We start from the raw sequence: 25,811 nt of genomic DNA on the forward strand, positions 1-25,811 counted from the left end.
TAGTCAGGGTGATCCGCATCATCCGATCTTCGAAATGAACCGTTCAGCGCACTATCTGGGCAAATCTGGCAGCGCCGTCCTCCAGGTCCGGGTGCTCGACGGCCAGCGCCATCGCCACGACCCGGTCGAAGCCCAGGGTGGCGCCGTCCGCGTAGGCGGCGTCGAACGCGGCGTCGCCGAGCGCCAGCCGTAACGCGACCTGCTGCTCCGACCAGAAGGCACCGAACGATTCGGTACGCCGTGCCCCGCGCGCCGCCTCCGCCCCGCCGAACAGCACGGTCGCGTTCACCGCGTCCCCGCCCAGCGCACACCGGGCCGCGATAGCCGCCACCGCGTCCGCGGCCGCACCCCGGAAGCCGTGCCGCAGCCGCGACCGCAACGCCACCACCAGGTGATCGTGGGCCGCCACCAGGTCGCCGCGCCGCAACGCGACCATGCCGAGCAGCCAGTCCACCGCCCGCCGCCCGCGGTCCTCCGGACGACCGGCCTCCAGCTGGCGAGCCGCGCCGAGCAGCTCGGCGGCCTCGGTCAGCGCGCCGCGCCGCCAGAACAGCTCGGCCAGCGCCAGCACCGCCGGCAGTGACTCGGTTGCCACCCCGGCCCGTTCCGCCTCGGCGATCACCGACCGGCACGAGGTCTCGGTCGCCTGTTCGCCGTGCTCGTCCAGCCGGATCCGGCGACTGCCCAGCGCCCGCACCAGCAGCGCCGGTTCACCGGCCCGGCGGGCGGCCGCCTCGGCCCGGACCAGGAACGCGTCCCGCTCGGACGGATCGTCGGCCAGGTCGGCGTGGATCAGGTATGCCTCGGCCAGCTCGGCCGGGGCGACTTCCTCGTCGGCGCGTTCGTACAGCCGGATGAGCAGGGCACGGCCCTCACGGGCGCCGCCGTGCTCACGCCACCACGGGTTCAGCGCGCCGGCCAGACGCAGCCCGGCCCGGACGTCACCACCCGCGGACGCCCAGCGCAGCGCCGCCTGCCACTCCGCGACGTACGGGCCGAGATCGGTCAGCGACACCGTGCGCCGCTGCCCGTCGGTGTCCACCGCGATGTCCGCCAGCGTCTCCAGCGACCAGGCGAGATGCCGGTCCCGGGCGACGGTCTCGTCACCGGTGCCGGCGAGACGGCGCAGCGCGTACGACCGGACGTGGTCCGACATCCGGTAGCGCGGCCCCGGCACCACCTCGATCAGCGACTTCTCGGCCAGCTCGGAGAGCGCACTGAGCGCGCCCTCGCCGCACCAGTCGACGGTCGCCAGGTCCACCGGGCCGGCGAAGACCGCGAGCCGGTGCAGCAGTTCGGTGGCACGGCTGCCGAGCCTCCGGTACGACCAGTCCAGGCTGTTCCGCAGGCTGTCGTGCCGCCCGTCGCCGCACGCGTCGCTGTCCAGCGCGCCGATCGGATCGTCCAGCCGCCGGGCCAGCAGCTCGGCCGGCAGCAACCGGAGCCGGGCCGCGGCCAGCTCGATCGCCAGCGGCGAACCCTCCAGCCGGGACGCCAGCTCGGCCAGATGCTCGTCGTCGTCCCCGCGCCGCCCGCCGCGGGCCGCCGTCGCCCGCTCCTTGAGCAGCGCGAACGCGTCGGCCGGGGCCATCGGCGGGATCCGCCACACGGTCTCCCCCGGCAGGCCCAGCGGTGCCCGGCCGGTGGCCAGCACGTCCAGCCGGCGGCAGCGGGACAGCAGCCGGTGCGCCAGCGTCGCGGTCAGCCCCGGCGCCGCGTCACAGGTCTGCAGAATCACCAGCATCCGCCGCTCGGCGCATTGCTCGACCAGCGTGTCGATCATCGGGCGGCCCGGCTCCGGGCGCAGACCCAGCGCCGAGGCGAGAGCGGCGGGCAGACCACCGGCCGCACTCGCCGCGTCGATCGTCCACACCCCACCCGGATAGGCGTCCAGCACCTGCTCGGCCACGCTCAGGCTCAGCCGCGTCTTGCCGGCGCCACCCGGGCCGACGACGCTGACCAGCCGATGATGGCTGATCAGCTCGGCCAGCTCGGTCAGCTCGGACTGCCGCCCGACGAACGAACTGTGCTCGGCCGGCAGGTTGTGGCGGGGCGCCTCCGCAGTCCGCGGGCGCGGGAACTCGCGCTCCAGTCCGGGTGCGAGCACCTGAAAGATCCGCTCGTCGTCGTCGAAGCCGCGCAGCCGGAACGCGCCCAGGTCGAGCAGATCCACCCCGGCCAGCGTGTCCGCGGCGGCATCCGTGCCGGTGAACGCCGTCACGGCCAGGGCGGTCGCCTCCGAGCAGAGCACCTGCCCACCGTGCGCGGCGGCGGCGACCCGGGCCGCGCGGTGCACCTCGGGGCTCGCGTACTCCACCCCGATCGGCGTGGCGTGCCCGGTGTGCAGTCCCATCCGGACCTTCGGCACGGCGTCCGAGCGCGGCCAGTCGAACGCGGCCAGCCGGCGTTGAGCCTCCACACAGGCCGCCACGGCGGCGTCGGCGTTGTCGAACGCCACGAAGAACGAGTCACCCTCCGTAAGGAGTTCGACACCGCCGAAGTCACTCAACGCAGCACGTAACACAGAGCGATGTGCGTTCAGCACAGCGCGATAGGTGTCACCGAGCATCCGGGCCAGTCGTGTTGAACCTTCTATGTCCGTGAACATGAAGGTCACGAGGCCGCTGGGTAGCTCGAGCCGTCCCGACACGGTGGAACCTCCGCCCCCTTTGGAAGTCGCGACTCATGCTGCCGTATCTCAGAGTCACCGCCCATCGTAGAAACGGACGGTAACCAAGTTCCCGCCACGGCCGACCCCTTACGGAGGACTTCACCGAAGAGTGGGATCGACATCGGCATACGGGACTACGGGTGTCGTAACGAAAGAGATCGAACGCGGAAACGACGCGGTCGGGCAAAACCGCCGGGCCGATCGGATGTACCCGTACGTGTCATCCCAGTTTCTGGGAAATCGGGGCTGAGCTGGGCAATTTGTCGGCAGAGGGCTCATCGACGAATACGGAGGGTGAGAATGGACGGCCGGTTGGCCACCAATGTCGACGGACGACCGGTATCGAGCGGTTTGCAGTAAGGAGTGCATCAGATCACTCCTTCGGGTGATGAAAAGACCCAATTCAAGATCTTTCATGTCCCACGTCCGCTGTGGTCGAGGTCCGCCGCTCCCGCGGGGACCCTTGCGGGCTTCGCAGGGCCGTGGCCGGCCCGGAACGCGAAACCCACAAGGGCGACGTCCGTGGGTCGGCGCGGTCAAACCGAAAACCCGACCCCGTTGGGTGTTCTCCGCGTCCGAGCGCACCCGTTCACAGGGCCGCGACGTGGGCGGGGTCGAGGCGGCAACACGCCGCCGGGGCGCGGCCGGCGCTCGGCGTTGTCATTCAGGGCTCTGAGACAACCCGCAGCGCCAGCCGGGCCGTGCGGCGCTCGCCCGGCGGGAGCGGTCCCGGCCAGGCGAGCACGGCACCGGCCGAGAGGGTGCTGGTGCCGGCCAGGCGAGCGCGGCACCGGCCGGCGTAGGTGCGGTGCCGGCCAGGCGAGCACGGCACCGGCCGGCGTAGGTGCGGTGCCCGGCGGATTGCCGGACGTCGGCGGTCGGGTCAGCAGCCGCAAGCGCCACCGCAGCAGCCACCACCGGCGCTGGGGGCCGGGCCGGCGGCGCCGCGGCCGGTGACCGCGACTGTGGACAGCAGTTTGACGGTGTCGTCGTGGCCCTGCGGACAAGCGGCCGGCTCGGCGGACTCGCGCATCGGGCGGCTGAGCTCGAAGGTGTCGCCGCAGGCGCGGCAGCGGTAGTCATAACGCGGCATCGGACCAGCGTAGAGCGCCTTTGCCCAAGCGTCGTCCACAGGTCTCCGGCGACTTTCCCAACGCTGGTCGCGGCCCGGTAGGGTCAACGCGTGGCGGAGGTACCGAAGACCCCAGCAGAGCGTCCGGAGTTGCGGGCGGCGGCGCCCTCCCAGGGCGGGCCGCTGGGCAGTTCGGGGGCGACTGGTGCTTCCGTCGCGGGCAAGCGCACGCCGCCGCCGAGGCCCGGCAAGTCGGACACGTCCGGCCCGGCGGATGCCGGCACGAAAAAGCCGGATGCCGGCACGGAGAAGCCCGGTTCTGGTGCTGACAAATCCGGTTCTGGTGCTGAGAAGCCCGGTTCTGGTGCTGAGAAGCCCGGCAAGGCCGCCGGACCCAGCGAGAAGGCCGAGGCGGGCAAGGCCGCTGACGTCAACAAGAAGGCCGAGGCCGGCAAGGCCGCTGACGTCGGCAAGGGCTCGGGCGAGACCGGCGCCGACAAAGCAAGCAAGGACGCAGCGGACAAAGCCGAGACGGGCCCAGCCGGCAAAGCGGACGCGACCGGTAAAGCCGGCAAGGTGGACGCGACCGGTAAAGCCGGTGAGGCCAAGGACGGCAAGGCGCGCGAGGACGCAGCGGACAAAGCTGAGGCGCCGCCCAAGCGCAGCCTGGCACGACGCTCCCTGAGCCTGGTGGGCCGCGGTGGCCGCGGCGTCGCCGCCTGGGCCCGGCGTCCCAGCGGGCGCGTCATCCTCCCCAGCGTCGTGGTCGTCGCACTGATCGGGCTCGCCGGGACGGCGGGCGTCTACCTCGTCCCGCGAGCGCTGGAGGCCGCACCGACCCCGAGCGCCACCCCGAGCTTCGGCGCTTCCGGGGCGGCCGGGGCCGCTCCGGCGCCCTCGGTCGGCAGCTCGTTCTCGGTCGGCGGTTTCCCGACCGACCCGTTCGGGGTCGGCGGCTTCCCCACGGCCGGAGCCACCAACCCGATTCCGGGCTTCACGGTCCCGCCGACCGGCGGCACGGGGGTCGTGCCGGGGACCGCCGCTGTCAGCCGCCCGGCGGATGCGCTGGCCGGCTGGGCGGAGACGGCCGGCACCAAGGTGGGGATCCCGGTGGTCGCCCTCCAGGCGTACGGGTATGCCGAGCTGGTGACCCAGCAGACCATGTCGACTTGTCACCTGACCTGGACGACGCTCGCCGCGGTCGGCAAGGTGGCGTCCGGGCACGGCAGTACGAACCCTGCGGTCCTGCGGGCGAACGGGGTGGCCGAGCCGACGATCTTCGGCCTGCCGCTGGACGGGCAGGGTGGCCGCATCCTCGTCAAGGACACCGACCACGCCGTGCTGGACCAGGACCCGACATATGACCGCGAGGTCGGCCCGATGAAGCTGGTGCCGTCGGTCTGGCAGTCGTACCAGGTGGACGCTGACCGGGACGGCACCGCGAACATCAACGACATCGACGATGCCGCGCTGGTCGCCGCCACGCAGCTCTGCAAGGACTCGAAGGGCGGCATCCGGGACCTGTCCCGGGCCGACTCGTGGTGGGACGCGATCCTGAACTACGACGGCGGCACGCTCAAAGCGTCGGCGCAGAAGGTCTTCGAAGCCGCGAACGACTACGGCCGGCGCAGCCGTTCCTGAGCCCGGGGCGACGACGCTCGGTGAGTGGCCGCGTACTTTTGCGTGGCCAGCACTTCCCTGAAGGTCCGGTAAACGGCACGATGTACGGGTGAGGGTGCGTGAATGGGATCCCCGCTCCGCGTCCGCGGCCGAGATCCACTCCCTGGTGGAGACGGTCAACGCGGTGCTGGCGACCGACCTCCCCGACGATCCACCCTGGCGCGACGTGCAGGTCAGGGACTATCTCGCCGAGACCATGCCGGGCGAGCGCCGGATCTGCTGGGTCGCTGAGGACGATCGGCTCCCCGAGGGGGAGAGCGAGATCTACGCCATGGTCAGCATCCTGCTGCTCGGTGACATCGGGGTGCTGGAGATCCTGGTCAAGCCCCAGCTACGACGGCGTGGGCTGGGGAGCGAGCTGCTCGCGGTGGCCGCTCGACGGGCGTACCTCGAAGGCTTTTCTTCGATCGGGGTCGAGGCGATCGGCGGCACCCCGGCGATCGGCTTCTACGAGTCGCTCGGTTTCGAGCGGGAGTATGTGGAGACCCGCAGTGTCCTGAGTCTGGACACCGTCGACTGGGCGGCTCTGGGCGCGATGGCCAGCGGTATCAGCAGCGGCTACCGGGTGGAGTATCACCCTGGCGGCCCGCCCGCCGGCCTTCTGGAGCCGTATGCGCGGGCGAAGGCGGAGGCGCAGACCGACGACGACGACCTGGACCTGACGCCGCGCTCGTCGGACCCGGAGCGGCTGCAGGAGTCGCTGGACACGCTGCACCGGCGCGGGCTGAAGCCGTACATCGTGCTGGCGATCCACGAGTCGACCGGTTCGGTCGCCGGGTTGACCGAGGTGGTCGTCCCGGCGCAGCACCCGGAGCGGGCCGATCAGTACGACACGATCGTCGTCCGGGAGCACCGCGGCTACGGCATCGACCGCGCGATCAAGGCGCGGATGCTGTTCGAGCTGCGCGCCGCCGAGACCGGCCTGCGCCAGGTGCAGACCTGGAACGCGCAGCACAACGAGTCGATGCTGAAGGTCAACGCCGAGCTGGGCTACCAGTCGGACCGCGACTGGTTCGAGTACATCGCGGATGTGGGCCAGCTCGTCCAGCGGTTGGAACCGAGTTGAGAAGCGAGCTGGAACCGAGTCGAGAAGCGGTCGGAACCGAGTCGAGAAGCGGTCGGAAGCGAGTTGACAGACGCAGACTGAGCTGGCTTGGCTTCGCTTCGCTCCGCGCACAAAGCGCCTTGGACCCGCTGGGGAGGCAGTTGATTTTCCGCCACCGCAAACCCCGCGGTGGCGGAAAATCAGCTGCCTCCCCAGCGGCGGCGCTTTGTGAAAAGCGAACCTCGCGCCCGGCGGCGGCGCTTGGTGGAAAGCGAACCTTGCGCTCGGCGGCGGCGCTTGGTGGAAAGCGAACCTCGCGCTCGGCGGCGGCGCTTGGTGGAAAGCGAACCTCGCGCTCGGCGGCGGCGCTTGGTGGAGAGCGAACCTCGCGCTCGGCGGCGGCGCTTGGTGAGAATCAGTAGCGAGTGCGCAGGAGCTGGGCGGCTTCGAGGGCCCAGTAGGTGAGGGTGATCTGGGCGCCGGCTCGCTTGATCGAGGTCAGCGTCTCCAGGATGGTCCGCTCCCGGTCGATCCAGCCGTTGGCCGCGGCCGCCTCGACCATCGAGTACTCGCCGGAGACCTGGTAGGCGGCGACCGGGATGGTCACCCGCTCGCGGACGGCGGCGATCACGTCGAGGTACGGCAGCGCCGGCTTGACCATCACCATGTCCGCACCCTCGGCCACGTCGAGGTCGACCTCGCGCAGCGCCTCCCGCAGGTTCGGCGGGTCCTGCTGGTACTGCCGCCGGTCGCCCTGCAGCGTCGACTCGACCGCCTCGCGGAACGGGCCGTAGAACGCCCCCGCGTACTTCGCCGCGTAGGCGAGCACCGAGACGTCCTGGTACCCGGCCCGGTCGAGCGCTTTGCGGATCACGCCGACCTGACCGTCCATCATCCCGGACGGCCCGACCACGTGCGCGCCGGCCGCGGCCTGGGCGACCGCCATCTCGGCGTAGATCTCCAGGGTGGCGTCGTTGTCGACGGAGCCGTCGGCCGCGAGCACCCCGCAGTGCCCGTGCGAGGTGAACTCGTCCAGGCAGAGGTCGCTCATGATCACGGTGGCGTCGCCGACCTCGCTGACCAGGTCGCGGAGGCCGACGTTGAGGATGCCGTCCGGGTCGAGGCCGGCCGATCCGGTCTCGTCCTTGCTGGTGTTCTCGGGCACGCCGAAGAGCATCAGGCCGCCGATGCCGGCGGTGACCGCCTCGTGCGCGACCTTGCGCAGCGACTCCCGGGAGTGCTGGACGACACCGGGCAGGGAGCTGATCGGGCGGGGTTCGGTCGCCCCTTCCTTGAGGAAGAGCGGCAGGATCAGCTCGGCCGGGGCGAGGCGGGTCTCCTCGACGAGGCGACGGATCGCGGGGGTGCGCCGGAGCCGGCGCGGGCGGATGTCGGGGAAGGACATCAATGTCTCCCTAAAACGGCCAAAGACCGAAAAACGATTTGCGGTACGACGGTGGAAAAGGCGAACGCGCCGAGGAGCAACTCCCCGGCGCGTTCCCAGCGTTCACAGCGACATCAGCGGAAACGGAGCGCCGTCGGGCCCTGCACCTTGGAGCCGCGGCGCTGCTTGGCCGGCATCGCCGCCAGCTTCTCGCGCAGTTCCAGTGCGTACTCGGCAAGCGCCTCGACCAGATCCGGCACGGAAGCGTTCTGCGGCTGGGTGTCCACCCGCAGACCGAATTCGATCGCCGTCTCGGCGGTCTTCGGGCCGATCACCGCGACGACCGTCCGCGCGTGCGGCTTGCCCGCGATGCCGACCAGGTTCCGCACGGTGGAGGACGAGGTGAAGAGCACCGCGTCGAACCCGCCCGACTTGATCGCGTCGCGGATCTCGGCCGGCGGCGGCGCGGCCCGCACCGTCCGGTACGCGGTCACGTCGTCCACCTCCCAGCCCCGCTCGATCAGGCCGGCCGCGAGGGTCTCGGTGGCGATGTCGGCGCGCGGCAGCAGCACCCGGCCGACCGGGTCGAGAATCTCGTCGTGCGGCGAGAACTCGGCCAGCAGGCCTTCGCTGGACTGCTCGCCGGCCGGGATCAGCTCGGGCTGGATGCCGAACGCCCGGACGGCCTCGGCGGTGGCCTCACCGATGCAGGCGATCTTGACGCCACCGAAGTGGCGGGCGTCCAGACCGTGCTCGGCGAACTTCTCCCAGACCGCGCGGACCGCGTTGACCGAGGTGAAGACGACCCAGGCGTACCGGCCGTCGACCAGGCCCTTGACCGCCCGCTCCATCTGCGCCGGGGTGCGCGGCGGCTCGACCGCGATGGTCGGCACCTCACACGGGATGGCGCCGTACGCCCGCAGGCGCGCGCTCATCGCCCCGGCCTGCTCCTTGGTCCGCGGGACGAGGACCTTCCAGCCGTACAGCGGGCGGTTCTCCCACCAGCTGAGGGCGTCGCGCTCGCCGACCTCGGCGCCGACGGTCAGCACGACCCGGCCGGTGAAGCCGAGCGCGGCGGCGACGAAGCTGTCCACGGTCGAGGCGGTGGTGTACTGCGTCTCGCCGGTGCCGTCGCCGGTCACCGCGACCGGGACACCGGGCTCGACGCCGGACGCGAGCAGCCCGTCCCGGACCGCGGCCAGATCACCGGCGTCGACCGCGACGGCGAACGAGCCCTTCTGGGCCGCGCCGGCCAGCGCGTCGAAGTCCAGCGCGGTCACGTCGTCGACGTCGGCGGCGATGCGGACGCCGGGCAGCGGCACACCGGCGTACGCGGCGACGCCCTCGGCCTGCCCGATGCCCGGGATCACCTCGAAGTGCACGGCGGTACGGGCGACGGCCTGTACCTCCTTGACCACCGACTCGTGGCCGAACGGGTCACCGGCGACCAGGTGCACGGCGGACAGGCCGGACTTGGCCGCGGAGAGCAGCACCTTGGCCACGTCACCGGGGGCGCCCTCGGCCGGGCTGAACTGGGCGTCGTCCTTGGCGTCGGCGCGGATCGCGGACAGCAGCGACTCGGGCACGCCCCGGTCGTAGACCACCTGGTCGGCATCGGTCAGCGCGGCATAGGCGCGGCGGGTCAGCAGCTCCGGGTCGCCGGGTCCGGCGCCGATGAACGCGATGCGTCCGGCTGGCTTACGGGCGGTGCGGGTGGTCATTCTGTGCTCCCCATCAGGGTATCGGCGCCGGCGTCGAGGAGATCGGCGGCGAGTGCCTTGCCGATCTCCGCCGCGCCGGCGGGCGTTCCGGTGCGCGACAGCCGGATGGCTCGAACCCCATCCGGGCTGATCACCGCACTGCGCAGGTGAATCATCTCCTCGCCGCGCCCGTCCCCGTGGGCCGAGCCGGCATGCCTGCCCCGGACGAGGCGGGCATATGCGGCGACCGGGGCGGCACACCCGGCCTCCAGCGTGGCCAGCAGCGCCCGTTCCGCCAGAACGGCGGCCCGGGTCGGTGCGTGGTCGAGCGCGGCCAGCAGCTCGACCAGGTCGGTGTCACCGGACCGGCACTCGACCGCCAGCGCACCCTGGGCCGGGGCGGGCAGCATGAGCATCGGGTCCAGCGTCTGGGTGATCACATCGGTCCGGTTGATCCGGGCGATGCCGGCCCGGGCCAGGATGACCGCGTCCAGGTCGGCCGCGGGGCCGAGGACCCGGGCGATCCGGGTGTCGATGTTGCCCCGGATCGGCGTGACCTGCAACTCCAAGCCGTGGGCGCGGAGCTGTGCGATGCGCCGCACCGCGCCGGTGCCGATCACCGAACCGGGCGCGAGGTCGGCGAGCGTACGCCCGTCCCGCGCCACGACCGCGTCCCGCGGGTCCTCCCGGCGGGGCACGGCGGGGATCGCCAGCAGCGGGTGCTCGGCCGTCGGCAGGTCCTTGTACGAGTGCACGGCGAAGTCGATCTCACCGGCGAGCAGCGCGTCCCGCAGAGCGGACACGAACACCCCGACGCCGAGCTGGGCGACCGGCGCGGAGGAGGTGTCCCCCGGCGTGAGGATGCGGACCAGCTCGACGGCACGGCCGGTGACCGCGGTCACCTCGTCGGCGACCATCTGCGACTGGGTGAGAGCGAGCTTGCTCCCCCGGGTCCCGAGGCGAAGCGGTTTCACTCTGAGCCCACCTCTCGCATGCCGTGACCCGCGAGGCCGCGGCAAGGCCGGAACGGCTGCCGCTCGGTGCGGTCGGTCATGCCTTACCTCCGATCTCCGGTACCGCGTCAGCGTTGGCGGCCAGGGGCACGTCAAGGTCGAACAACTCGCGGAGCAGCGCGGCGTACTGATCGCCCCCCGGCTCGGCGGCCAGCTGCCGCACGCGCACGGTCGGCGAGTGCAGGATCTGCTGGACGACCCGGTGCAGGGTACGGGAAACGTCGGCCCGCTGCTCCTCGGTGAATTCCGGCCGCCGGCTCAGCAGCTTGCGCATCTCCGCGGTGACGACGTCCTCCGCGCGGGTACGCAGGGCGGCCACGGTCGGCGCGATCTCCGCCCCGCGCATCCACCCGAGGAAGTTGTCCACCTCACCGGTGACGATCTGCTCGACCGCGGCGGTCTCGGCCACGGCCGGGGCGGCCCGGCGGCTGGCGGCCAGGCTGTCGATGTCGACGACGGCCAGACCGGGCAGCCCGGCGGCGTCGGGGGCGACGTCGCGGGGCACCGCGAGGTCCAGCACGACCAGTTTCTCCGAGCGGGCGGTGAGCGCCTCGCTCAGCAGCTCACGGGTCAGCACCGGCACGGTGGAGGCGGTCGCGCTGACGACGATGTCCACTTCCCGCAGGACGGACGCGAGGTCGGCGATCGGGACCGCGGTGGCTCCGTACGCCTCGGCCAGCCGCTCGGCCCGGTCGGCGCTGCGGTTGGTGATCTGCAGCGGGCCGACTCCGGTCCGGGTGAGCGTGGCGACGGAGAGCGAGCCCATCGCGCCGGCGCCGATGACCAGCGCGGGACGCCCGGCCAGGTCGCCGCCGAGGTGGTCGGCGGCCACCTCCAGGGCGGCGGTGACGACGCTCTGGCCGGCCTTGTCGATGCCGGTCTCGGCGTGCGCTCGCTTGCCGACCCGCAGCGCCTGCTGCATCAGTTCGTGGAGCAGCCGGCCGGCCGAGTCGGACTCGGTGGCCACGTGGTACGCGTCCCGGAGCTGCCCCAGGATCTGCGCCTCCCCGACCACCATCGATTCGAGGCCGGACGAGACCCGGAACGAGTGCCGGACCGCGGCCTCGCCGTAGTGCACGTAGAGGTGCCCGGCCAGCTCGGTGGCGGGGATGCCGGAGTGCTGCGAGAGCACGTTGCAGATGTCGCCGAGACCGCCGTGGAACCCGCTGACCGCGGCGTACACCTCGACGCGGTTGCACGTCGAGACGAGCACGGCCTCGCTCACGTACGGCTGAGCGAGAAGTTTCTGCAGGAACTGCGGTATCTCGGCGTCCGGAATGGTGAGCCGTTCCAGTACGGCGACGTCGGCGGTGCGGTAGGACGCACCGATGCTGAGGAGATTCACGACCCGACTGCCTCCTGGTTACCCGCGCTGTCGCCGGCCCCGCCGGGTAGGGCGGTCAGCGACGCCTTGCGGTGTTCATGGAACGAGAGGATCTGCAACTCGATGGCGAGATCCACCTTGCGCACATCGACGTTCGGCGGAACCGACAGCACGCATGGCGCAAAGTTCAGGATGCTTGTCACACCGACGGCGACCAGCAGGTCCGCCACGGCCTGCGCCGCGGTGGGCGGGGTGGCGATGACGCCGATCGCGATCGACTCCGCGGCGGCGACCGCCTCGAGGTCGGAGATGTGCCGGACGGCCATGCCGTTTATCACCTCGCCGACCTTGCTGTGGTCGGCGTCGAAGAGCGCGACGACCCGGAAGCCGCGGCTGGCGAACCCGGCGTACCCGGCCAGGGCGTGCCCGAGGTTGCCGACGCCGACGACACAGACGGCGCGGTTCTTGTCCAGGCCCAGGATGTACTCGATCTGGTCGACCAGCAGGGCGACGTCGTAGCCGACGCCCCGGGTCCCGTACGACCCCAGATGTGAGAGATCCTTGCGGAGTTTCGCGGAGTTGACCCCGGCCGCAGCGGCCAGACCCTCGCTGGATACCGTTTCCGCACCGGCCTCGGCCAGATGATGGAGGGCACGCAGGTATTCGGGCAGCCGAGCGATCGTCGCCTCCGGGAGATCCGGGAAGGCCGGGACGTCACCGGCTTCGCCGGGCGTGCTTCCGTGACGCTGCTGACTCATCTGACTCCGTGCCGACGAGGCGAACCTGCGGTGAGCCCGTTCTGTGCGATACCGGTGAGACCCTCGTGGGGTGACTGTGGTAGCGGGGCTCGTCGAAGCCACAGAGTAGGCGCTTGTGAAGGCGTGCACAAATCGCGATCTTGTCGGGACAATTGGACAAGATCGACTCGACTGTGTTAGCCGAGCCGACCTGTCGAGTATTACTTGTCCTACCCCACCAGGGCCAATCGACTCAGAGTGACATGGCTAGCTTCACCGCTTCGACGAGCGAGTCCGCCACCGTACGGCCCGATTCGCGCAATCTCACGGGATCGGTGAAGCCGCCGGTGTAAAGGACCGAACCGGCGCCGACCGAGTCCGCCGCGGCCGCGTCGTCGAGCGAGTCGCCGATCAGCACCACGTCGCGGCCGTCGAGGCCCAGCCCCTCCAGGTGCCGTGCCAGGTGCCCGGCCTTCAGGTCGCCACCCACCTCGGTGCGCAGCCCGTCGATGCGGGTGAAGATCCCGGTCAGCCCGTACGTCTCCACGGCCGGCACCAACTCGCTGTGGAACCACATGGAGAGCAGCGACTGCGTCCCCGGCCAGGTCCGGATCGCGGTCATCGCGTCGGCGGCCAGGGTGATGTCGGTCAACCCGAGGCGGTACGCGTCGTGGAAGATCCGGTCCAGCCGGCCGAACTCCTCGTCGTCCACCGCCCGGCCGAGCATCTCGGCGTAGAACTCGGCGACCGGGCGCCGGAACGCCCGCCGGTGCTCGTCCGCCTCGACCGAGCGCCCACCGACCGTGGCGAAGGCCTCGTTGGTCGACGACACGACCAGGTGAAGATCGTCGAGAAGGGTTCCGTTCCAGTCCCAGACCAGGTGCTTTGCTGTCACCGGAGGGAATCTAGCGCGGTCGGGGGCCGACCGAGTACGAGGTGCGGGCAGGAGAGCGGCTGGCATCGAGTGCGCTCCTGGCCACACCGCAGCCCCGGCCGGCCCCGACCGCGCACTAGAGGCGGGGCTCGCCGGGCTGTCGGGCCAAATCCCGGATCAGCCGAGCCTCCTCGACCCGCCAGTACCCGTGTTCTTGGCCGTCCAGCAGGATCACCGGCACCCGATCGTCGTAGTCGCGCTGCAACTCGACCGACGAGTCCACGTCCACCCGGCTCCACTGGCCGGGCGCGATCCGATCCAGCGTCTGCTCGGCCACCTCACACAGGTGACACCCGTCCCGGCTGATCAACGTGATCCGGGTCATGCCGCCACCTCCGCTGTGCTCCGGCGCCGCCACGACGTCATGACTGCGCCTGATGATTCGCTCGCCGGCTCGCTCATGCGAGCTCTCTCTTCCGTACCTTGCCGCTGGCCGAGCGCGGCAGCGACGCGACCAGCTCGATCGTCGGCAGCTTGAACCGGGCCAGCCGCGCGGCGCAGTGCACCTGCAGCTCGGTCACCGAGGGCGCCGGGTCACCGCTGACCACGACGTACGCGTGCGGATGCTGCCCGGTCCGCTTGTCCGGCCGCCCGACCACCGCCGACTCGGCCACCCGCGGATGGGCGTCCAGCACCCGCTCGATCTCCGCAGGATAGACGTTGAAGCCGTTGACCAGGATCAACTCACCGATCCGGTCGACCAGGATCAGGTCGCCGTCGGCATCCGCGTACGCGATGTCCCCGGTCGGCCACCACCCCTGCGCGTCCGGCCCGCCGGCGCCGTCCGGCCAGTAACCGCCGAACAGGTTCGGGCCGCGGACCACGATCTCGCCCGGGTCCGTGCCCGCCGACCCGGGCGGCGCGAGGTCCAGCTCGGCGAGATCTTCCTCCGGCGACACCGTGCCGTCCCGCCACAGTTCAACCCCATTGCGCGTACGCAGGGAGAGCTCCACCCCCGGCAGGGGACGCCCGATCGAGCCGGTCTTGCCCCGGTCGCTCACGGCGGTGGTGGTGAGCACCGGGGAGCACTCCGTCAAGCCGTACCCGACAAGAATTGTCTTGCCCGTGGCGGCCCGGAAGCGTGCCGCGGTCGTCCGGTCCAGTGGCGCGGCGCCACACACCGCGGTCCGCAGGCCGCGCAGCGCCTCGATCCCGCCGGGCAGCTGTGACCAGGCCTGATACATCCCCGGGACGCCGACCACGACGGTCACGCCGTGGTTCGCGACCAGCTCGGCCGTCTCCGCCGCGTCGAAGCGGTCGACCAGCACGCCGGTCGCCGCGTGGTGCGCGACGCTGCCCAGGCCGGTGTTCAGCCCGTACGCGTGGAAGAACGGCACCGCGAGCAGCACCACGTCGTCCGGCCCGACCACGGACGGCTCGATCCGGTCCAGTTGCTCGTGGTTGGCCGCGAGCGCGCCGTGGGTCAGCATCGCCGCCTTCGGCCGTCCACTCGTCCCGGACGTGTAGAGCAGCACCGCAAGATCCTGCGCGGCGACCCGTGGGAGATCGACTTCTTCGGCGTTGTCGAAATCCGGACGGACGCCCGACTCGCCCAGACCGAGTCGTAACTCGTCCGTCTGTCCGATCACGATCAGTGCGCACCCGGCGTCGGTGATCGCGTGCGCCACCTCGTCGGCGGTGTAGCCCGGGTTGAGCGGAACCGCGACGCGACCGGCGCGCAAGGTGGCGAACCAGGTGACCACGAAGTCCACGGTATTGCCGAGCAGGGATGCGACGCGATCACCGGGCGCCGTCCGGCCGGCCAGGAAGTGGGCTGCCCGGGTGACCTTGGCATCCAGATCCGCCCAGGTCAGGACGGTGTCGCCGGCGATGAGAGCCGGGGCTTGCGGTCGGCGGGCAGCGGCCGCGGCGACCGGGTCAGGGGCGGGTTCCTCCACGACGCCCGAGTCTGACACAAACGTCACCCGTCCGGGACAGCGGACAGTCCGTCCGTTGTCCCGGGCCGCGGATGGACCAGGGTGACCTTGATACCGGATGCCGATTTCGGACGGATTCGCGGCTTTGCGCGCAGCGCACATGGTGTGCGACTCCCCGTGTCCGAACTCGGCGATACTTCCGGTCTGCGTAACCGACTCCACACGAACGGGTGAGGTCACCGGCGATTTCCGCGGGTTGCCCCACCCCTTTTGTATGCGAGTGACCACCCTCATCCCGAGGAGGCCGCTGTGCCACACAAAGGACGGAAACGCCGTGAATCCCTGTCTGGCGGGACGGATTCGCGGTCGCCGCAGGCCCGCCGGGTTGAGGAGGCGCAGTGACTCATGTGTACGCCGAGGACCCGTACCACCGCGACGTCCTTGCCGGGAGGCACGCAATCAGTGACGGGTTGAACGCCATCCGCGAATCGGTCGACGGCATGATCACCAACGCGATCCGCGGCGACGGTCCACGACGCACCGGGAATCGTCGCCCGCTCAACAATTCGCCGTCCGTACCGGCGCCCGGCACCAACGGCAAGTTCGGCGGCAACCGGCTCGGTACGCCCCGGCCGCCGTCCCAGCCGACCGCCGGCCAGCGGTCGAACCTGCCGGAGGCCGAGACGCCCGGCACCGACCACACGGTCGTGCTGCCGCAGCAGAGCAAGACCGGCCCGCCGACCGAGACGCAGCCGCCCAAGGCCCGTCCCGATCGCGGCGACCCGGCCGCCGAGGTGTGGGCGCTGGTCGAGCGCGCCCAGGCCGGCGAGTCCGAGGCGTTCGGCCTGATCTACGACCGGTACGTCGACACGGTGTTCCGCTTCGTCTACTTCCGGGTCGGCAACCGCCAACTCGCCGAGGACCTCACGTCGGACACCTTCCTGCGTGCCCTCAAACGCATCGGCAGTTTCACCTGGCAGGGCCGTGACCTGGGCGCCTGGCTCGTCACGATCGCCCGCAACCTGGTCGCCGACCACTTCAAGTCCGGCCGGTACCGGCTCGAGGTCACCACCGGCGACGTGCTCGACGCCGACCGCGAGGACCGTGGCCCCGAGGGCAGTCCGGAATCCGCAGTGGTCGACCACATCACGAACGTGGCCCTGCTCACCGCGGTCAAGCAGCTCAACCCGGAGCAGCAGGAGTGCATCGTGCTGCGGTTCCTCCAGGGCTTCTCGGTGGCCGAGACCGCGCAGACCATGGGCAAGAACGAGGGCGCCATCAAAGCCCTGCAATATCGCGCGGTCAGAGCGCTGAACCGGCTCCTGCCGGAAGGATTCCAGTCTTGATCGGGCGCTCTCCGATGTCGATCTCCGATACCCGATGCTCCCCTTCCGCACCCGTAACCGGACCCGCGTGTCGCGCGTTTGTCCGGATGCGACCCGTGGCGGCCCTGCCGAGCCCGGTCGCTGACGCCGGCACACGGGCCGGCGGGACACTCACGAGCGAGGGGAGGTGCCCACGGTGAAGTTCCCTTTTCCGAGCTCCCGGAGCGCCGAGCGCTTCGCGGAGCAGATCGACGATCCCAGTGGCACCGGTCGGTACCACACCCGCGGCCACGCCGATGACGAGCTGACCGAACTGGTGGCGCTCAGCCACCGCCTGTCCGCCACCCGGCCGGCCGGCCAGGTCGATCCCGAGTTCCGCGTCGGGCTGCGAGCCATGCTGGTCGCCACGGCCGAACGGGACGGCATCGGCCGGACCGCGGTCGAGGCCGAGGCCGAGCCGCCCGTCGAACTCCCGGAACGGCGATCGGTCTTCGCCCGCCGGTTCCGGACCCGCGGCGCGATCGTGCTCGGCGTCGCCGCCGGCGCGATGGCCGTCTCCGGGATCTCCGCGGCGAGCGAGAGTGCGTCGCCCGGCGACGCGCTCTACGGCGTGAAGCGCTCCACTGAACGCGCCCAGCTGGCCATCGCCGGCTCGGACGCCAGCCGCGGGCAGCTGTCGCTGGACTTCGCGCGCAACCGGCTGCAGGAGGCGACCACGATGGGTGGGAACGCCGACGGCTTCCGGGACGTGCTCGACGACATGGACGCGGACACCCGCAAGGGCGTCAAGCTGATCACCACGGCGGCGGTGTCCCGCAAGGACCCCACCCAGCTGAACACACTGGACAGTTTCGTCAAGGAACAGCGCACGACCTTCGAACCGGCGCTGGCGAACCTCTCCACGGTCAACCGGGAGCGGGCGCTGACCTCGCTCGGCCTGCTGCAGGACGTGACTCAGCGGACCGAGATGCTGCGCACCGGGCTGGACTGCGAGAAGCTGGTCCCGGCCGGCACCGACCAGCTCGGCCCGAAACTGCGCGGCTGCGGCGACGAGCCCACCGACAAGACGCCGCCGACCGGCACGCACAACGGCAGCGACGGCGCCAAGACGGCCAAGCCCAGCGGTCAGAACACCACGTCGGCCAAGCCGACCCCGACCGGGTCCACGGCCAAGCCGGGCACCACTGCGGGCGTGACCGGCAAGAGCCAGAAGACGAAGTCGGCCCAGGTCTCCACCGCGCCGACGACCAGCTCCGCACCCGCGGCGACCCAGCCGCCCGGCGACGGAGTCGAGTCCGGCGACGACGGTGTCCTCGGCGGACTGCTCGGCAACATCTTCTGACCACACCCACGTTCTGACCGGCACCACCCCGTTCAACGTCGGCGACCAGCCGCAAACACGAGACTCGTGCATTGCGCCCGCCGACGCCGAGAGCCCCGAAAACGACCAGGCGAAGCCGTGGTTGTTTTCGGGGCTCTCGGCGCCGGCCGCCAAGGGCGCAACGCCGCGGCGCCGCAGGCGACGCCATCAGACACAGCCGTGGTCGTTTTCGGGACTCTCGGCGCCGGCCGCCAAGGGCGCAACGCCGCGGCGCCGCAGGCGACGCCATCAGACACAGCCGTGGTTGTTTTCGGGGCTCTCGGCGCCGGCCGCCAAGGGCGCAACGCCGCGCCGCCGCAGGCGACGCCATGAGGGATGGCGAGGGGCGGTGCCGGAGAAATCCGGGGCCGCCCCTCAATCGTCACTATAGGACGGTTCGCGCGGCTCGTCACCGCCCGAACGGATCCGGCCTTTTCTGCAGCAGTTCGTGCAGCGTCGCCTGAATCGTCTCCCGCACCTGGTCGGCCAGGTTGTAGACGACGAGCGGATCATCCGCGTACTCGGTGAGGTGCGCGGTGGGGATCGGCGGGCAGAACTGGATCATCCACTTGCTCGGCAGCGGGATCAGGCCCAGCGGGCCGAGCCACGGGAACGTCGGCGTCACCGGGAAGTACGGCACGCCCAGCAACCGGGCGAGCGGCTTCAGATCGGCCAGGATCGGATAGATCTCCTCGGCGCCGACAATCGCGACCGGGACGATCGGCGTCCCGGTCCGCAGCGCCGCCGAGACGAACCCACCGCGGCCGAACCGCTGCAGCTTGTACCGCTCGGAGAACTTCTTGCCGATGCCCTTGAAACCTTCCGGGAACACGCCGACCAGCTGACCGTTGGTCATCAGCCGCTCGGCGTCCGGGTTGCAGGCGACCGTGGCGCCGGCCGCGCGCGCCAGCTCGCTCATCCCGGGCACGCGGAAGACCAGGTCGGCGCCGAGCAGCCGCAGGTGCCGCCGGCGCGGGTGACTGTCCCGCAGGGCGACGGTCAGCATCAGCGCGTCCAGCGCGAGCGTGCCCGAGTGGTTGCCGACGACCAGGCCCGGGCCCTCGGACGGCACGTTCTCGATGCCGAAGACCTCGGTGCGGAACCAGTCGCGGTAGAGCACCCGCAGCATCGGGTGGAACACCGCCTCGGTCAGCTCCGGGTCGAAGCCGAACTCGTCCACCTCGTACGCCCCGGCGAGCCGCCGGCGCAGGAAGGCCAGACCGTCGGCGACCCGGCGGTCCCACACGTCGAGGGTGACCGGCTCGTGCTCGGCGGTCGACTCCAGCTTCGCCACCTGCTCGTCCGGTTTCTCCGGGATCGGGCGGCGACCGTTCAGCTTTTTCGGCGCGGGCGGTTCGGGCAGCCGGAACTCGGCGTGCCCGGGCAGCATGTCGCGGAACTCGTCCTGGCTCATCAGTGATCACTCCCGGCTGCGGCACGCACCTGCCGGATTCCGTCCAGGATCGCCCGCTCGGCGGCCTCCAGCCGGTCGGCGGTGAGCGACGAACCCGCCGCGTGCGACTGGATGAACTCCTCGAACGCGGTGGCGGTGGTGCGCGGGGTGAAGCCGAACTCACGGATCAGCCGGGTGGTGTCGACCACCCGGCCGTGCACGAAGAGGTCGATCTGGTCCAGCCCGATCTGCTCGACGCCCAGGCGGCGGACGAGCGCGGCGGCGGTGGACAGCCCGGGCTCGGGCAGCGGCACGGCGATCCGGCCGGCCCGGCGAACCGCCTGGGACAGCATCAGGACACCGGCGCCGGCGACGTTGAAGGTGCCCGGATGGTCCTCGACCACCGAGCGGTACAGCACCTCGAGCGCGTCCTCCACGTGCACGAACTGCAGGCGGGCGTCGCGGCCGAGCACGGTGGGCACCACCGGCTGGGCAAAGTATCTGGTCAGCGACGTCTCGGCGGACGAGCTGATCATCGGGGCGAAACGCAGCACGGTCGCGGCGACCTCGGGCCGGCGACGGCGGAAACCCCGGACGTATCCCTCGATGTCGAGGATGTCCCGTGCGAACGGGCCACGCGGCACCGCGCGCGGCTCGGTGTCCTCGGTGAAGACCGCGGGGTCGCGGAACGACGCGCCGTAGGCGGCCGTCGAGGAACGCACCACCAGCTTGCGCAGGTTCGGCGCGCCCTGAGCGGCGGCCAGCACCTGCATGGTGCCGATGACGTTGTGTTCCTTCATCCCCGCGCGGCCGCCGTGTTCCGGGTCGGGGACGCCGGTCACCGCCAGATGGACGACGGCCTCGGCCCCGAGACCCGCGATGGCCTCGGTCGCCGCGCGCGCGTCGGCCCGGATCCGCTCCACCCCGTCCAGCAGGCCGAGCAGGCGTGCGGGCGGGTCGTGCGGATCCAGACCGACGACACGGTCGATCCGGGGATCTGCGGCGAGGCGGGCGGCCACGGATGCGCCGAGAAAACGGCTGACTCCGGTGACCACGACAACGCTGGGCGGTGAGGTCACCACGAGCGCACCTTTCGATGCTGAGCCTCGGAACTAGACCCGGTCACGGGTCTGGGTCGGCAAGCGACGGCGAAGGCCGGGCGATGCACCCGGCCGACCGTCACTTGCCCAAACGGCGACGCTGGACGCGGGTCTTGCGCAGCAGCTTGCGGTGCTTCTTCTTCGCCATACGCTTGCGGCGCTTCTTGACCACGGAGCCCATACGACAGCCTCTCGAACCATGTTTGAGTGGAACCGGCCCGGCCGGTACCGATCTTGGACGGCGCCCGGGAAGCGCCGCTGCTGTTACGCGGCACGCACGGACCCGGGAGCCAACCGGTCCAGCGTACCGGCCCACTCCGTCGGGGCCAACACGACCCCGGCTGCGCCTCAGGCGGTCTGGGAGAACGCGCCCCGCAGATACTCGTGAACCGCGTGCTCCGGCACCCTGAACGAGCGGCCGACCCGGACAGCGGTGAGATCCCCGCCGTGCACGAGCCGGTAGACCGTCATCTTGGAGACGCGCATCAACGTGGCCACCTCGGCCACGGTCAGGAACCGTACCTCCGAGAGGCGTTCCTCGGTCTGGGCTGGACCCGTCATCTCGTCGCACCGATCCTTTCGCAGGCACGCTCCGCGAGACGAACGTGCGTGTCATCAGAACCGTATCGATGCCGCTGTGACCAGGGAGTTGCGTTCCGTAATTTGCCCACAAAAAGTCAAGTGCGACACGCCTGATCCGTGTCCGTTTAGACCTAAAGAGTCACGTCCGAGGCGAAATAGCCCGCGCGAAGTGCGCCACGTTGCCCGGGCGCTCGGCGAAGCGCCGCATCAAATACCCGAACCATTGCTTCCCGTACGGCAGGTAGACGCGCACCGCATGACCGCCCGCCGCGAGCCGGGCCTGCTCCTCCGGGCGCACGCCGTGCAGCAGCTGGAACTCGTACTCTCCGGTGGAGCGGTCGAACCAGCGGGCCCGGTCCTCCGCGATCGCGATCAGCCGCGGGTCGTGCGTCGCCACCATCGGATAGCCCTCGCCCGACATCAGCACGTTCAGGCACCGCACGTACGACTTGTCGACGTCGAGCGGCGACTGGAACGCCACCGACTCCGGCTCCGGGTAGGCCCCCTTGCACAGCCGCACGCGCGACCCGGAGACCGCCAGCTCGCGACAGTCCCCCTCGGTGCGCCGCAGATACGCCTGGAGGACCGCCCCGGTCGACGGGAAGTCGCGCCGCAACTCCAGCAGCGTCTCCAGCGTCGCGTCCGTGGTGGCGTGATCCTCGGCGTCGAGTGTCACCGTGGTGCCGGCCTCGGCCGCGGCGGCGCAGATCGCGCGGGCGTGCTGGAACGCGGCTTTCTCGTCGAGCCGCTGCCCGAGCGCCGACAGCTTGACGCTGACCTCGGCGGCCGGGGCCAGCCCGGCGGTGTGCAGGCGGCCGAGCAGAGCGACATATTCCTCCCGGACCGCCTGCGCCTGCTCGAGCGACTCGGTGGTGTCACCGAGGTGGACCAGGCTGACCGCGAGACCGTCGTCGGCCAGCTCCCGGGTCGTGGCCAGCGCCTCCTCCGCGCCGCTGCCGGCGACGAAGCGCTTCACCACCCCCGAGCCGGCGGGAGTGGACTCGACCAGCCGCTCCAGCCGGGCGGAGCCGGCCACGGCGAGAAACAGGGAACGGAGCATGGGCCCTACGTTAACCGCCGAGCCTGCCGGCGGCGCGGCAGTGCGGTCGAGGAATCGCACCTCGTGGCCCGGTGCGGCTACCGTGGTCGGGTGAACTTCGATGCGTACGCGCGGACGGCGGTGGACCTGGTCAACGCCGGCCTGGACGATCTTGCGGGTCTGCGGGCCCTGTTCGGCGGCGATCTGGAGTACATGCGGGACCAGGTCGCCGAGAAGGACCTGGCCGTCTTCCGCCGCGCCCAGCGCCGCCTGCGTCAGGCCTTCGAGCTCGGCACCGCCGGGCGCGACGCCGACGCGGTGCGCGAGCTGAACACGCTGCTCGAGGCATATCCGGTGCAGCCACGCATCTCCGGCCACGACGCCGGCGACTGGCACATGCACGTGACCAGCCGCGGCTCGTCCGTCAGTGCGGAATACCTGGCCGGCGCGGTCTGGGGTCTGTCCGTCTGGCTCTGCGAGTACGGGAGCGCCCGCTTCGGCATCTGCGCCGACGAGCGCTGCGGCAACGTCTACCTGGACACCTCGTCCAACAACTGCCGCCGCTTCTGCTCGGAGCGCTGCGCCACCCGCTCTCACGTCGCCGCCCACCGCGCCCGCAAACGAGCCGCCCAAACTCTCACCCCCGCCTGAAACCCCTCCTCGGGTACGTGGGGAGTCCGCCCCCGGAAGCACAACGCCCTGCCGCTCGCCGCCCGCAAGCCCCGCGCCGATCACCCACCAGCCGCGCCCCGGAGTCCGGGCGGCGGGACTGCTCGGCCTGCTTGACTGCGTGGGCAGGTTTGTTGCTCTGAGCTTGACCCACCACGGAGGCCGCCCTGGAGGGCTGAGCGTTCTGGGCGCTCTGCGCCCTGCTCGGCCCGGAAGGGTCCCCGCGGGAGCGACGGTGAAGGACCACAGCGGAGAGGGGACAAAAGGCTCTTGAAGTTGATCTTCAGGCTTTGGTGACGGAATCGGCGGGGGCCAGGTGGCGGCGGGCGAACTCGAGCGACTCGCGCAGGTCGGCCTCGCGGACCGCGCGGCTGGCGGCCTTCCGGGTGTTGATCTCCAGCGCGACCGAGCCGGTGAAACCGCGGCCGGCGAGCGAGCGCAGCAGCTCGGCGCAGGGCTGCGTGCCGCGGCCGGGGACCAGGTGCTCGTCGCGCGCCTCGCCGGTGCCGTCGCCCAAGTGCACGTGTCTGAGACCGGCGCCCATCTTCTCGGCCATCGCCAGCGAGTCGGTGCGGGCGGCAGCGCAGTGCGAGAGGTCCAGCGTGTACGCGTCGAAGCCGGTCTCGGTCGGGTCCCAGCCCGGCGTGTACGGCACGAACCAGCGGCCGGCCATCTTGACCGGGAACATGTTCTCGATCGCGAAGGTCAGATCCGGGTGCCGGGCCTGGACCTTGGCGAGGCCGGGGGCGAAATTCTTCGCATAGTCACGCTGCCAGGTGAACGGGGGGTGCACGACGACGGTGGGCGCGCCCAGGGACTCGGCGAGCTGGGCGGCGCGGTTGAGCCGCTCCCACGGGTCGGAGCTCCACACCCGCTGGGTGACCAGCAGGCAGGGGGCGTGCACCGAGAGGACGGGCACGCTGTAGTGATCGGCCAGGCCTTTGAGGGCACCGGCGTCCTGACTGACGGCATCGGTCCACACCATGACCTCGAGCCCGTCGTAGCCCACCGTGGCCGCCATCTCGAACGCGGCCGCCGTCGGCTCGGGGAAGACCGAGGAGCTGGAGAGGAGCACGGGAACTCGAGAACTCACGCCCCCCAGCCTAACCACGTGCGTCAGCGTCGGATATATCCGCCGTAAACGGTCATGATCCACAGGAGCGCGTAGTCTGGGGCGGATGAGCCGCGCACGACGCCCCGTGGAAGTTCCACTCGACTTCCCTCGGGAATGGATCGAGTTCCTCGACCCCGCCGACGAGCAGCACCTGGTGCGAGCCGACCTGACCTGGCTGCTCTCCCGCTGGACCTGCGTGTTCGGCTCCGCCTGCCACGGCATTCTGCCCGGTCGCGCCGAGGACGGGTGCTGTTCGCACGGCGCGTTCTTCACCGACGCCGACGACGAGAACCGGGTGAAGGGGGCCGTCGCCAAGCTCACGCCGGAAACCTGGCAGCGGCACAAGCGCGGGTTCAAGAACTGGACCGAGATGGACACCGTGGACGGCACCAAGCCGGCCCGGCGCACCGCCACCCGATCGGCTGACGGGCCGTGCGTGTTCCTCAACGACGCCGACTTCGCCGGGGGCGGCGGGTGCGCGCTGCACGCCCAGGCGCTGCGGGACGGGGTGCACCCGCTGAAGTACAAGCCGGATGTGTGCTGGCAGCTGCCGGTCCGCCGCGAGCAGGACTGGATCAAGCGGGCCGACGGCACGAAACTGCTGCAGTCCACGCTGACCGAGTTCGACCGGCGCGGCTGGGGCCCCGGCGGCCACGACCTGGCCTGGTGGTGCACGTCGTCACCGGAGGCGCACGTCGGGACCGAGGCGATGTACCTGTCCTACGCGCCCGAGCTGACCGAGCTGATCGGCGAGCCGGCCTACCGGAAGCTGGCCGAGCTCTGCGCCGCCCGGATCAAGTCCGGCCTGATCGCCGTCCACCCGGCCACCACCGCCGCCCAGACCCGGCCGGTCGCGCCGAAACGGCGAGGCGGCCGCGAACCCGCTTCGCCAAGAGCAGCCGCAGACCTCTGACCCCTCACCCCTGACCTCTGACCTCTGACCTCCCCAAGCGCATTTCGCCCGTCGATGCCGAGAGTGCCAAAAAACAACAAGCGAAGCGCAGTTGTTTTTCGGCACTCTCGGCATCGACCTAAAGGGGCGAAATGCCCGCCGAGCAAAGCGAGGCCATCGAACACAGCCCGCCGGCTGAAGCGAGGCCAGGTTACGGCTCGAACTTGTAGCCCAGACCTCGGACGGTGACGATGTAGCGCGGAGCGCTCGGCTCCGGCTCGACCTTGGAGCGCAGCCGCTTGACGTGGACGTCCAGGGTTTTCGTGTCACCGACGTAGTCGGCGCCCCAGACGCGGTCGATCAGCTGGCCGCGGGTGAGCACCCGGCCGGCGTTGCGCAGGAGCAGTTCGAGCAGCTCGAACTCCTTCAGCGGCAGCTGCACGCCGGCGCCGTCGACGGTCACCACGTGCCGCTCGACGTCCATCCGGACCGGGCCGGCGGCGAGCGTCGGCGTGCTCACCTCGGCGGCCTCGCCGCCCTGGCGACGCAGCACGGCGCGGATCCGGGCGACCAGTTCGCGCGGCGAGTACGGCTTGGTGACGTAGTCGTCGGCGCCGATCTCCAGCCCGACCACCTTGTCGATCTCACTGTCCCGGGCGGTGACCATGATGATCGGGACGGCTGACCGCTGCCGGAGCTGACGGCACACCTCGGTGCCGGACATCTCGGGCAGCATGAGGTCGAGCAGCACGATGTCGGCACCGGTCCGGTCGAACTGCGTGAGAGCGGAGGTCCCGGTCGCGGCGACCGACACCTCGAAACCCTCCTTGCGCAGCATGTACGACAGGGCGTCGGAGAACGACTCCTCATCCTCGACCACGAGCACGCGGGCCAATGAAG

General features: G+C 71.0%; 23 protein-coding genes. 6 read left to right on the forward strand and 17 right to left on the reverse strand.

Going from position 1 to position 25,811, the window contains the following annotated elements:
- Positions 1 to 43: 43 nt before the first annotated feature.
- Entirely contained in the window at positions 44 to 2,608 is a 2,565-nt protein-coding gene (locus tag ACH442_RS18475; RefSeq protein ID WP_396339376.1) for an adenylate/guanylate cyclase domain-containing protein, read from the reverse strand.
- Between the two features lie 946 nt (positions 2,609 to 3,554).
- The gene (locus ACH442_RS18480) at positions 3,555 to 3,764 is read right to left on the reverse strand and encodes a zinc ribbon domain-containing protein (RefSeq protein WP_396339230.1); all 210 of its coding nucleotides are present in this window, start codon (positions 3,762 to 3,764) and stop codon (positions 3,555 to 3,557) included.
- Between the two features lie 90 nt (positions 3,765 to 3,854).
- Here ACH442_RS18480 and ACH442_RS18485 point away from each other — a divergent pair, with 90 nt between their 5' ends.
- Both ACH442_RS18485 and ACH442_RS18490 read left to right on the forward strand, forming a co-directional pair.
- A complete protein-coding gene (locus ACH442_RS18485; RefSeq protein ID WP_396339231.1) occupies positions 3,855 to 5,384 on the forward strand; it encodes a hypothetical protein in 1,530 nt (509 codons plus the stop codon).
- An 88-nt stretch (positions 5,385 to 5,472) separates the two neighbouring features.
- Complete coding sequence (locus ACH442_RS18490; RefSeq protein ID WP_396339232.1) at positions 5,473 to 6,489, forward strand: GNAT family N-acetyltransferase; 1,017 nt, start codon at positions 5,473 to 5,475, stop codon at positions 6,487 to 6,489.
- 394 nt (positions 6,490 to 6,883) lie between these two features.
- Here ACH442_RS18490 and hemB read toward each other — a convergent pair whose 3' ends face one another.
- From hemB to ACH442_RS18530, 8 genes are all read right to left on the reverse strand, one after another.
- Complete coding sequence (hemB, locus tag ACH442_RS18495) at positions 6,884 to 7,873, reverse strand: porphobilinogen synthase (protein WP_396339233.1); 990 nt, start codon at positions 7,871 to 7,873, stop codon at positions 6,884 to 6,886.
- Between the two features lie 113 nt (positions 7,874 to 7,986).
- On the reverse strand, positions 7,987 to 9,573 hold the full coding sequence (locus ACH442_RS18500; protein WP_396339234.1) for a uroporphyrinogen-III synthase: 1,587 nt from the start codon (positions 9,571 to 9,573) through the stop codon (positions 7,987 to 7,989).
- The gene (gene hemC, locus ACH442_RS18505; RefSeq protein ID WP_396339235.1) at positions 9,570 to 10,526 is read right to left on the reverse strand and encodes a hydroxymethylbilane synthase; all 957 of its coding nucleotides are present in this window, start codon (positions 10,524 to 10,526) and stop codon (positions 9,570 to 9,572) included. The genes ACH442_RS18500 and hemC overlap by 4 nt, the downstream gene beginning before the upstream one ends.
- A gap of 76 nt (positions 10,527 to 10,602) precedes the next feature.
- Complete coding sequence (locus tag ACH442_RS18510) at positions 10,603 to 11,910, reverse strand: glutamyl-tRNA reductase (protein ID WP_396339236.1); 1,308 nt, start codon at positions 11,908 to 11,910, stop codon at positions 10,603 to 10,605.
- Positions 11,907 to 12,647: a redox-sensing transcriptional repressor Rex gene (locus ACH442_RS18515; RefSeq protein ID WP_396339237.1), complete on the reverse strand. Its 741-nt coding sequence runs from the start codon at positions 12,645 to 12,647 to the stop codon at positions 11,907 to 11,909. Before ACH442_RS18515 ends, ACH442_RS18510 begins: the two co-directional genes overlap by 4 nt.
- 232 nt (positions 12,648 to 12,879) lie before the next feature.
- Positions 12,880 to 13,521, reverse strand: coding sequence for an HAD family hydrolase (locus tag ACH442_RS18520; RefSeq protein ID WP_396339238.1), 642 nt, complete (start codon positions 13,519 to 13,521; stop codon positions 12,880 to 12,882).
- A gap of 115 nt (positions 13,522 to 13,636) precedes the next feature.
- Positions 13,637 to 13,885, reverse strand: coding sequence for a glutaredoxin family protein (locus ACH442_RS18525; protein ID WP_396339239.1), 249 nt, complete (start codon positions 13,883 to 13,885; stop codon positions 13,637 to 13,639).
- Between the two features lie 73 nt (positions 13,886 to 13,958).
- A complete protein-coding gene (locus ACH442_RS18530; RefSeq protein ID WP_396339240.1) occupies positions 13,959 to 15,599 on the reverse strand; it encodes an AMP-binding protein in 1,641 nt (546 codons plus the stop codon).
- 338 nt (positions 15,600 to 15,937) lie between these two features.
- Between ACH442_RS18530 and ACH442_RS18535 the strand changes: the two genes are divergently transcribed.
- Complete coding sequence (locus ACH442_RS18535; protein WP_396339377.1) at positions 15,938 to 16,783, forward strand: ECF subfamily RNA polymerase sigma factor, BldN family; 846 nt, start codon at positions 15,938 to 15,940, stop codon at positions 16,781 to 16,783.
- Positions 16,784 to 16,958: 175 nt separating this feature from the next.
- Complete coding sequence (locus ACH442_RS18540) at positions 16,959 to 18,104, forward strand: DUF5667 domain-containing protein (protein WP_396339241.1); 1,146 nt, start codon at positions 16,959 to 16,961, stop codon at positions 18,102 to 18,104.
- A gap of 427 nt (positions 18,105 to 18,531) precedes the next feature.
- Here ACH442_RS18540 and ACH442_RS18545 read toward each other — a convergent pair whose 3' ends face one another.
- The 5 genes from ACH442_RS18545 to ACH442_RS18565 form a co-directional block, all read right to left on the reverse strand.
- Complete coding sequence (locus ACH442_RS18545; RefSeq protein ID WP_396339242.1) at positions 18,532 to 19,536, reverse strand: lysophospholipid acyltransferase family protein; 1,005 nt, start codon at positions 19,534 to 19,536, stop codon at positions 18,532 to 18,534.
- Complete coding sequence (locus tag ACH442_RS18550; protein ID WP_396339243.1) at positions 19,536 to 20,597, reverse strand: NAD-dependent epimerase/dehydratase family protein; 1,062 nt, start codon at positions 20,595 to 20,597, stop codon at positions 19,536 to 19,538. Before ACH442_RS18550 ends, ACH442_RS18545 begins: the two co-directional genes overlap by 1 nt.
- 97 nt (positions 20,598 to 20,694) lie before the next feature.
- Positions 20,695 to 20,796: a 30S ribosomal protein bS22 gene (locus ACH442_RS18555; RefSeq protein ID WP_007465623.1), complete on the reverse strand. Its 102-nt coding sequence runs from the start codon at positions 20,794 to 20,796 to the stop codon at positions 20,695 to 20,697.
- Between the two features lie 167 nt (positions 20,797 to 20,963).
- Positions 20,964 to 21,176 carry a helix-turn-helix domain-containing protein gene (locus ACH442_RS18560; RefSeq protein WP_014694808.1) on the reverse strand — a complete coding sequence of 71 codons (213 nt, stop codon included), beginning with the start codon at positions 21,174 to 21,176 and terminating at the stop codon, positions 20,964 to 20,966.
- Between the two features lie 160 nt (positions 21,177 to 21,336).
- Positions 21,337 to 22,257, reverse strand: coding sequence for a proline dehydrogenase family protein (locus ACH442_RS18565; protein ID WP_396339244.1), 921 nt, complete (start codon positions 22,255 to 22,257; stop codon positions 21,337 to 21,339).
- Between the two features lie 90 nt (positions 22,258 to 22,347).
- Between ACH442_RS18565 and ACH442_RS18570 the strand changes: the two genes are divergently transcribed.
- Positions 22,348 to 22,887 (forward strand): CGNR zinc finger domain-containing protein, encoded by a 540-nt coding sequence (locus ACH442_RS18570; protein ID WP_396339245.1) that lies wholly within the window; start codon positions 22,348 to 22,350, stop codon positions 22,885 to 22,887.
- 301 nt (positions 22,888 to 23,188) lie between these two features.
- Here the strand turns inward: ACH442_RS18570 and ACH442_RS18575 are convergent, their stop codons facing one another.
- A complete protein-coding gene (locus tag ACH442_RS18575) occupies positions 23,189 to 23,998 on the reverse strand; it encodes a sugar phosphate isomerase/epimerase family protein (protein WP_396339246.1) in 810 nt (269 codons plus the stop codon).
- Between the two features lie 85 nt (positions 23,999 to 24,083).
- On the opposite strand from ACH442_RS18575, the gene ACH442_RS18580 reads away from it, so the two are divergent.
- Positions 24,084 to 24,932, forward strand: a complete 849-nt coding sequence (locus tag ACH442_RS18580) for a hypothetical protein (protein ID WP_396339247.1) — start codon at positions 24,084 to 24,086, stop codon at positions 24,930 to 24,932.
- A 190-nt stretch (positions 24,933 to 25,122) separates the two neighbouring features.
- Here the strand turns inward: ACH442_RS18580 and ACH442_RS18585 are convergent, their stop codons facing one another.
- A complete protein-coding gene (locus ACH442_RS18585; RefSeq protein WP_067697652.1) occupies positions 25,123 to 25,806 on the reverse strand; it encodes a response regulator transcription factor in 684 nt (227 codons plus the stop codon).
- Between the last annotated feature and the right edge of the window lie 5 nt (positions 25,807 to 25,811).

This window comes from Actinoplanes sp. NPDC020271 (assembly GCF_044388125.1).
Lineage (GTDB): Bacteria > Actinomycetota > Actinomycetes > Mycobacteriales > Micromonosporaceae > Actinoplanes.

What these genes read in the sequence shown, in the direction of transcription:
- ACH442_RS18475 (WP_396339376.1), bottom strand. Translation starts at nt 2,608, where the DNA reads ATGTTCACGGACATAGAAGGTTCAACACGACTGGCCCGGATGCTCGGT.
- ACH442_RS18480 (WP_396339230.1), bottom strand. Translation starts at nt 3,764, where the DNA reads ATGCCGCGTTATGACTACCGCTGCCGCGCCTGCGGCGACACCTTCGAG.
- hemB (WP_396339233.1), bottom strand. Translation starts at nt 7,873, where the DNA reads ATGTCCTTCCCCGACATCCGCCCGCGCCGGCTCCGGCGCACCCCCGCG.
- ACH442_RS18500 (WP_396339234.1), bottom strand. Translation starts at nt 9,573, where the DNA reads ATGACCACCCGCACCGCCCGTAAGCCAGCCGGACGCATCGCGTTCATC.
- ACH442_RS18515 (WP_396339237.1), bottom strand. Translation starts at nt 12,647, where the DNA reads ATGAGTCAGCAGCGTCACGGAAGCACGCCCGGCGAAGCCGGTGACGTC.
- ACH442_RS18525 (WP_396339239.1), bottom strand. Translation starts at nt 13,885, where the DNA reads ATGACCCGGATCACGTTGATCAGCCGGGACGGGTGTCACCTGTGTGAG.
- ACH442_RS18530 (WP_396339240.1), bottom strand. Translation starts at nt 15,599, where the DNA reads ATGTGCGCTGCGCGCAAAGCCGCGAATCCGTCCGAAATCGGCATCCGG.
- ACH442_RS18535 (WP_396339377.1), top strand. Translation starts at nt 15,938, where the DNA reads ATGATCACCAACGCGATCCGCGGCGACGGTCCACGACGCACCGGGAAT.
- ACH442_RS18545 (WP_396339242.1), bottom strand. Translation starts at nt 19,536, where the DNA reads ATGAGCCAGGACGAGTTCCGCGACATGCTGCCCGGGCACGCCGAGTTC.
- ACH442_RS18555 (WP_007465623.1), bottom strand. Translation starts at nt 20,796, where the DNA reads ATGGGCTCCGTGGTCAAGAAGCGCCGCAAGCGTATGGCGAAGAAGAAG.
- ACH442_RS18560 (WP_014694808.1), bottom strand. Translation starts at nt 21,176, where the DNA reads ATGACGGGTCCAGCCCAGACCGAGGAACGCCTCTCGGAGGTACGGTTC.
- ACH442_RS18565 (WP_396339244.1), bottom strand. Translation starts at nt 22,257, where the DNA reads ATGCTCCGTTCCCTGTTTCTCGCCGTGGCCGGCTCCGCCCGGCTGGAG.
- ACH442_RS18580 (WP_396339247.1), top strand. Translation starts at nt 24,084, where the DNA reads ATGAGCCGCGCACGACGCCCCGTGGAAGTTCCACTCGACTTCCCTCGG.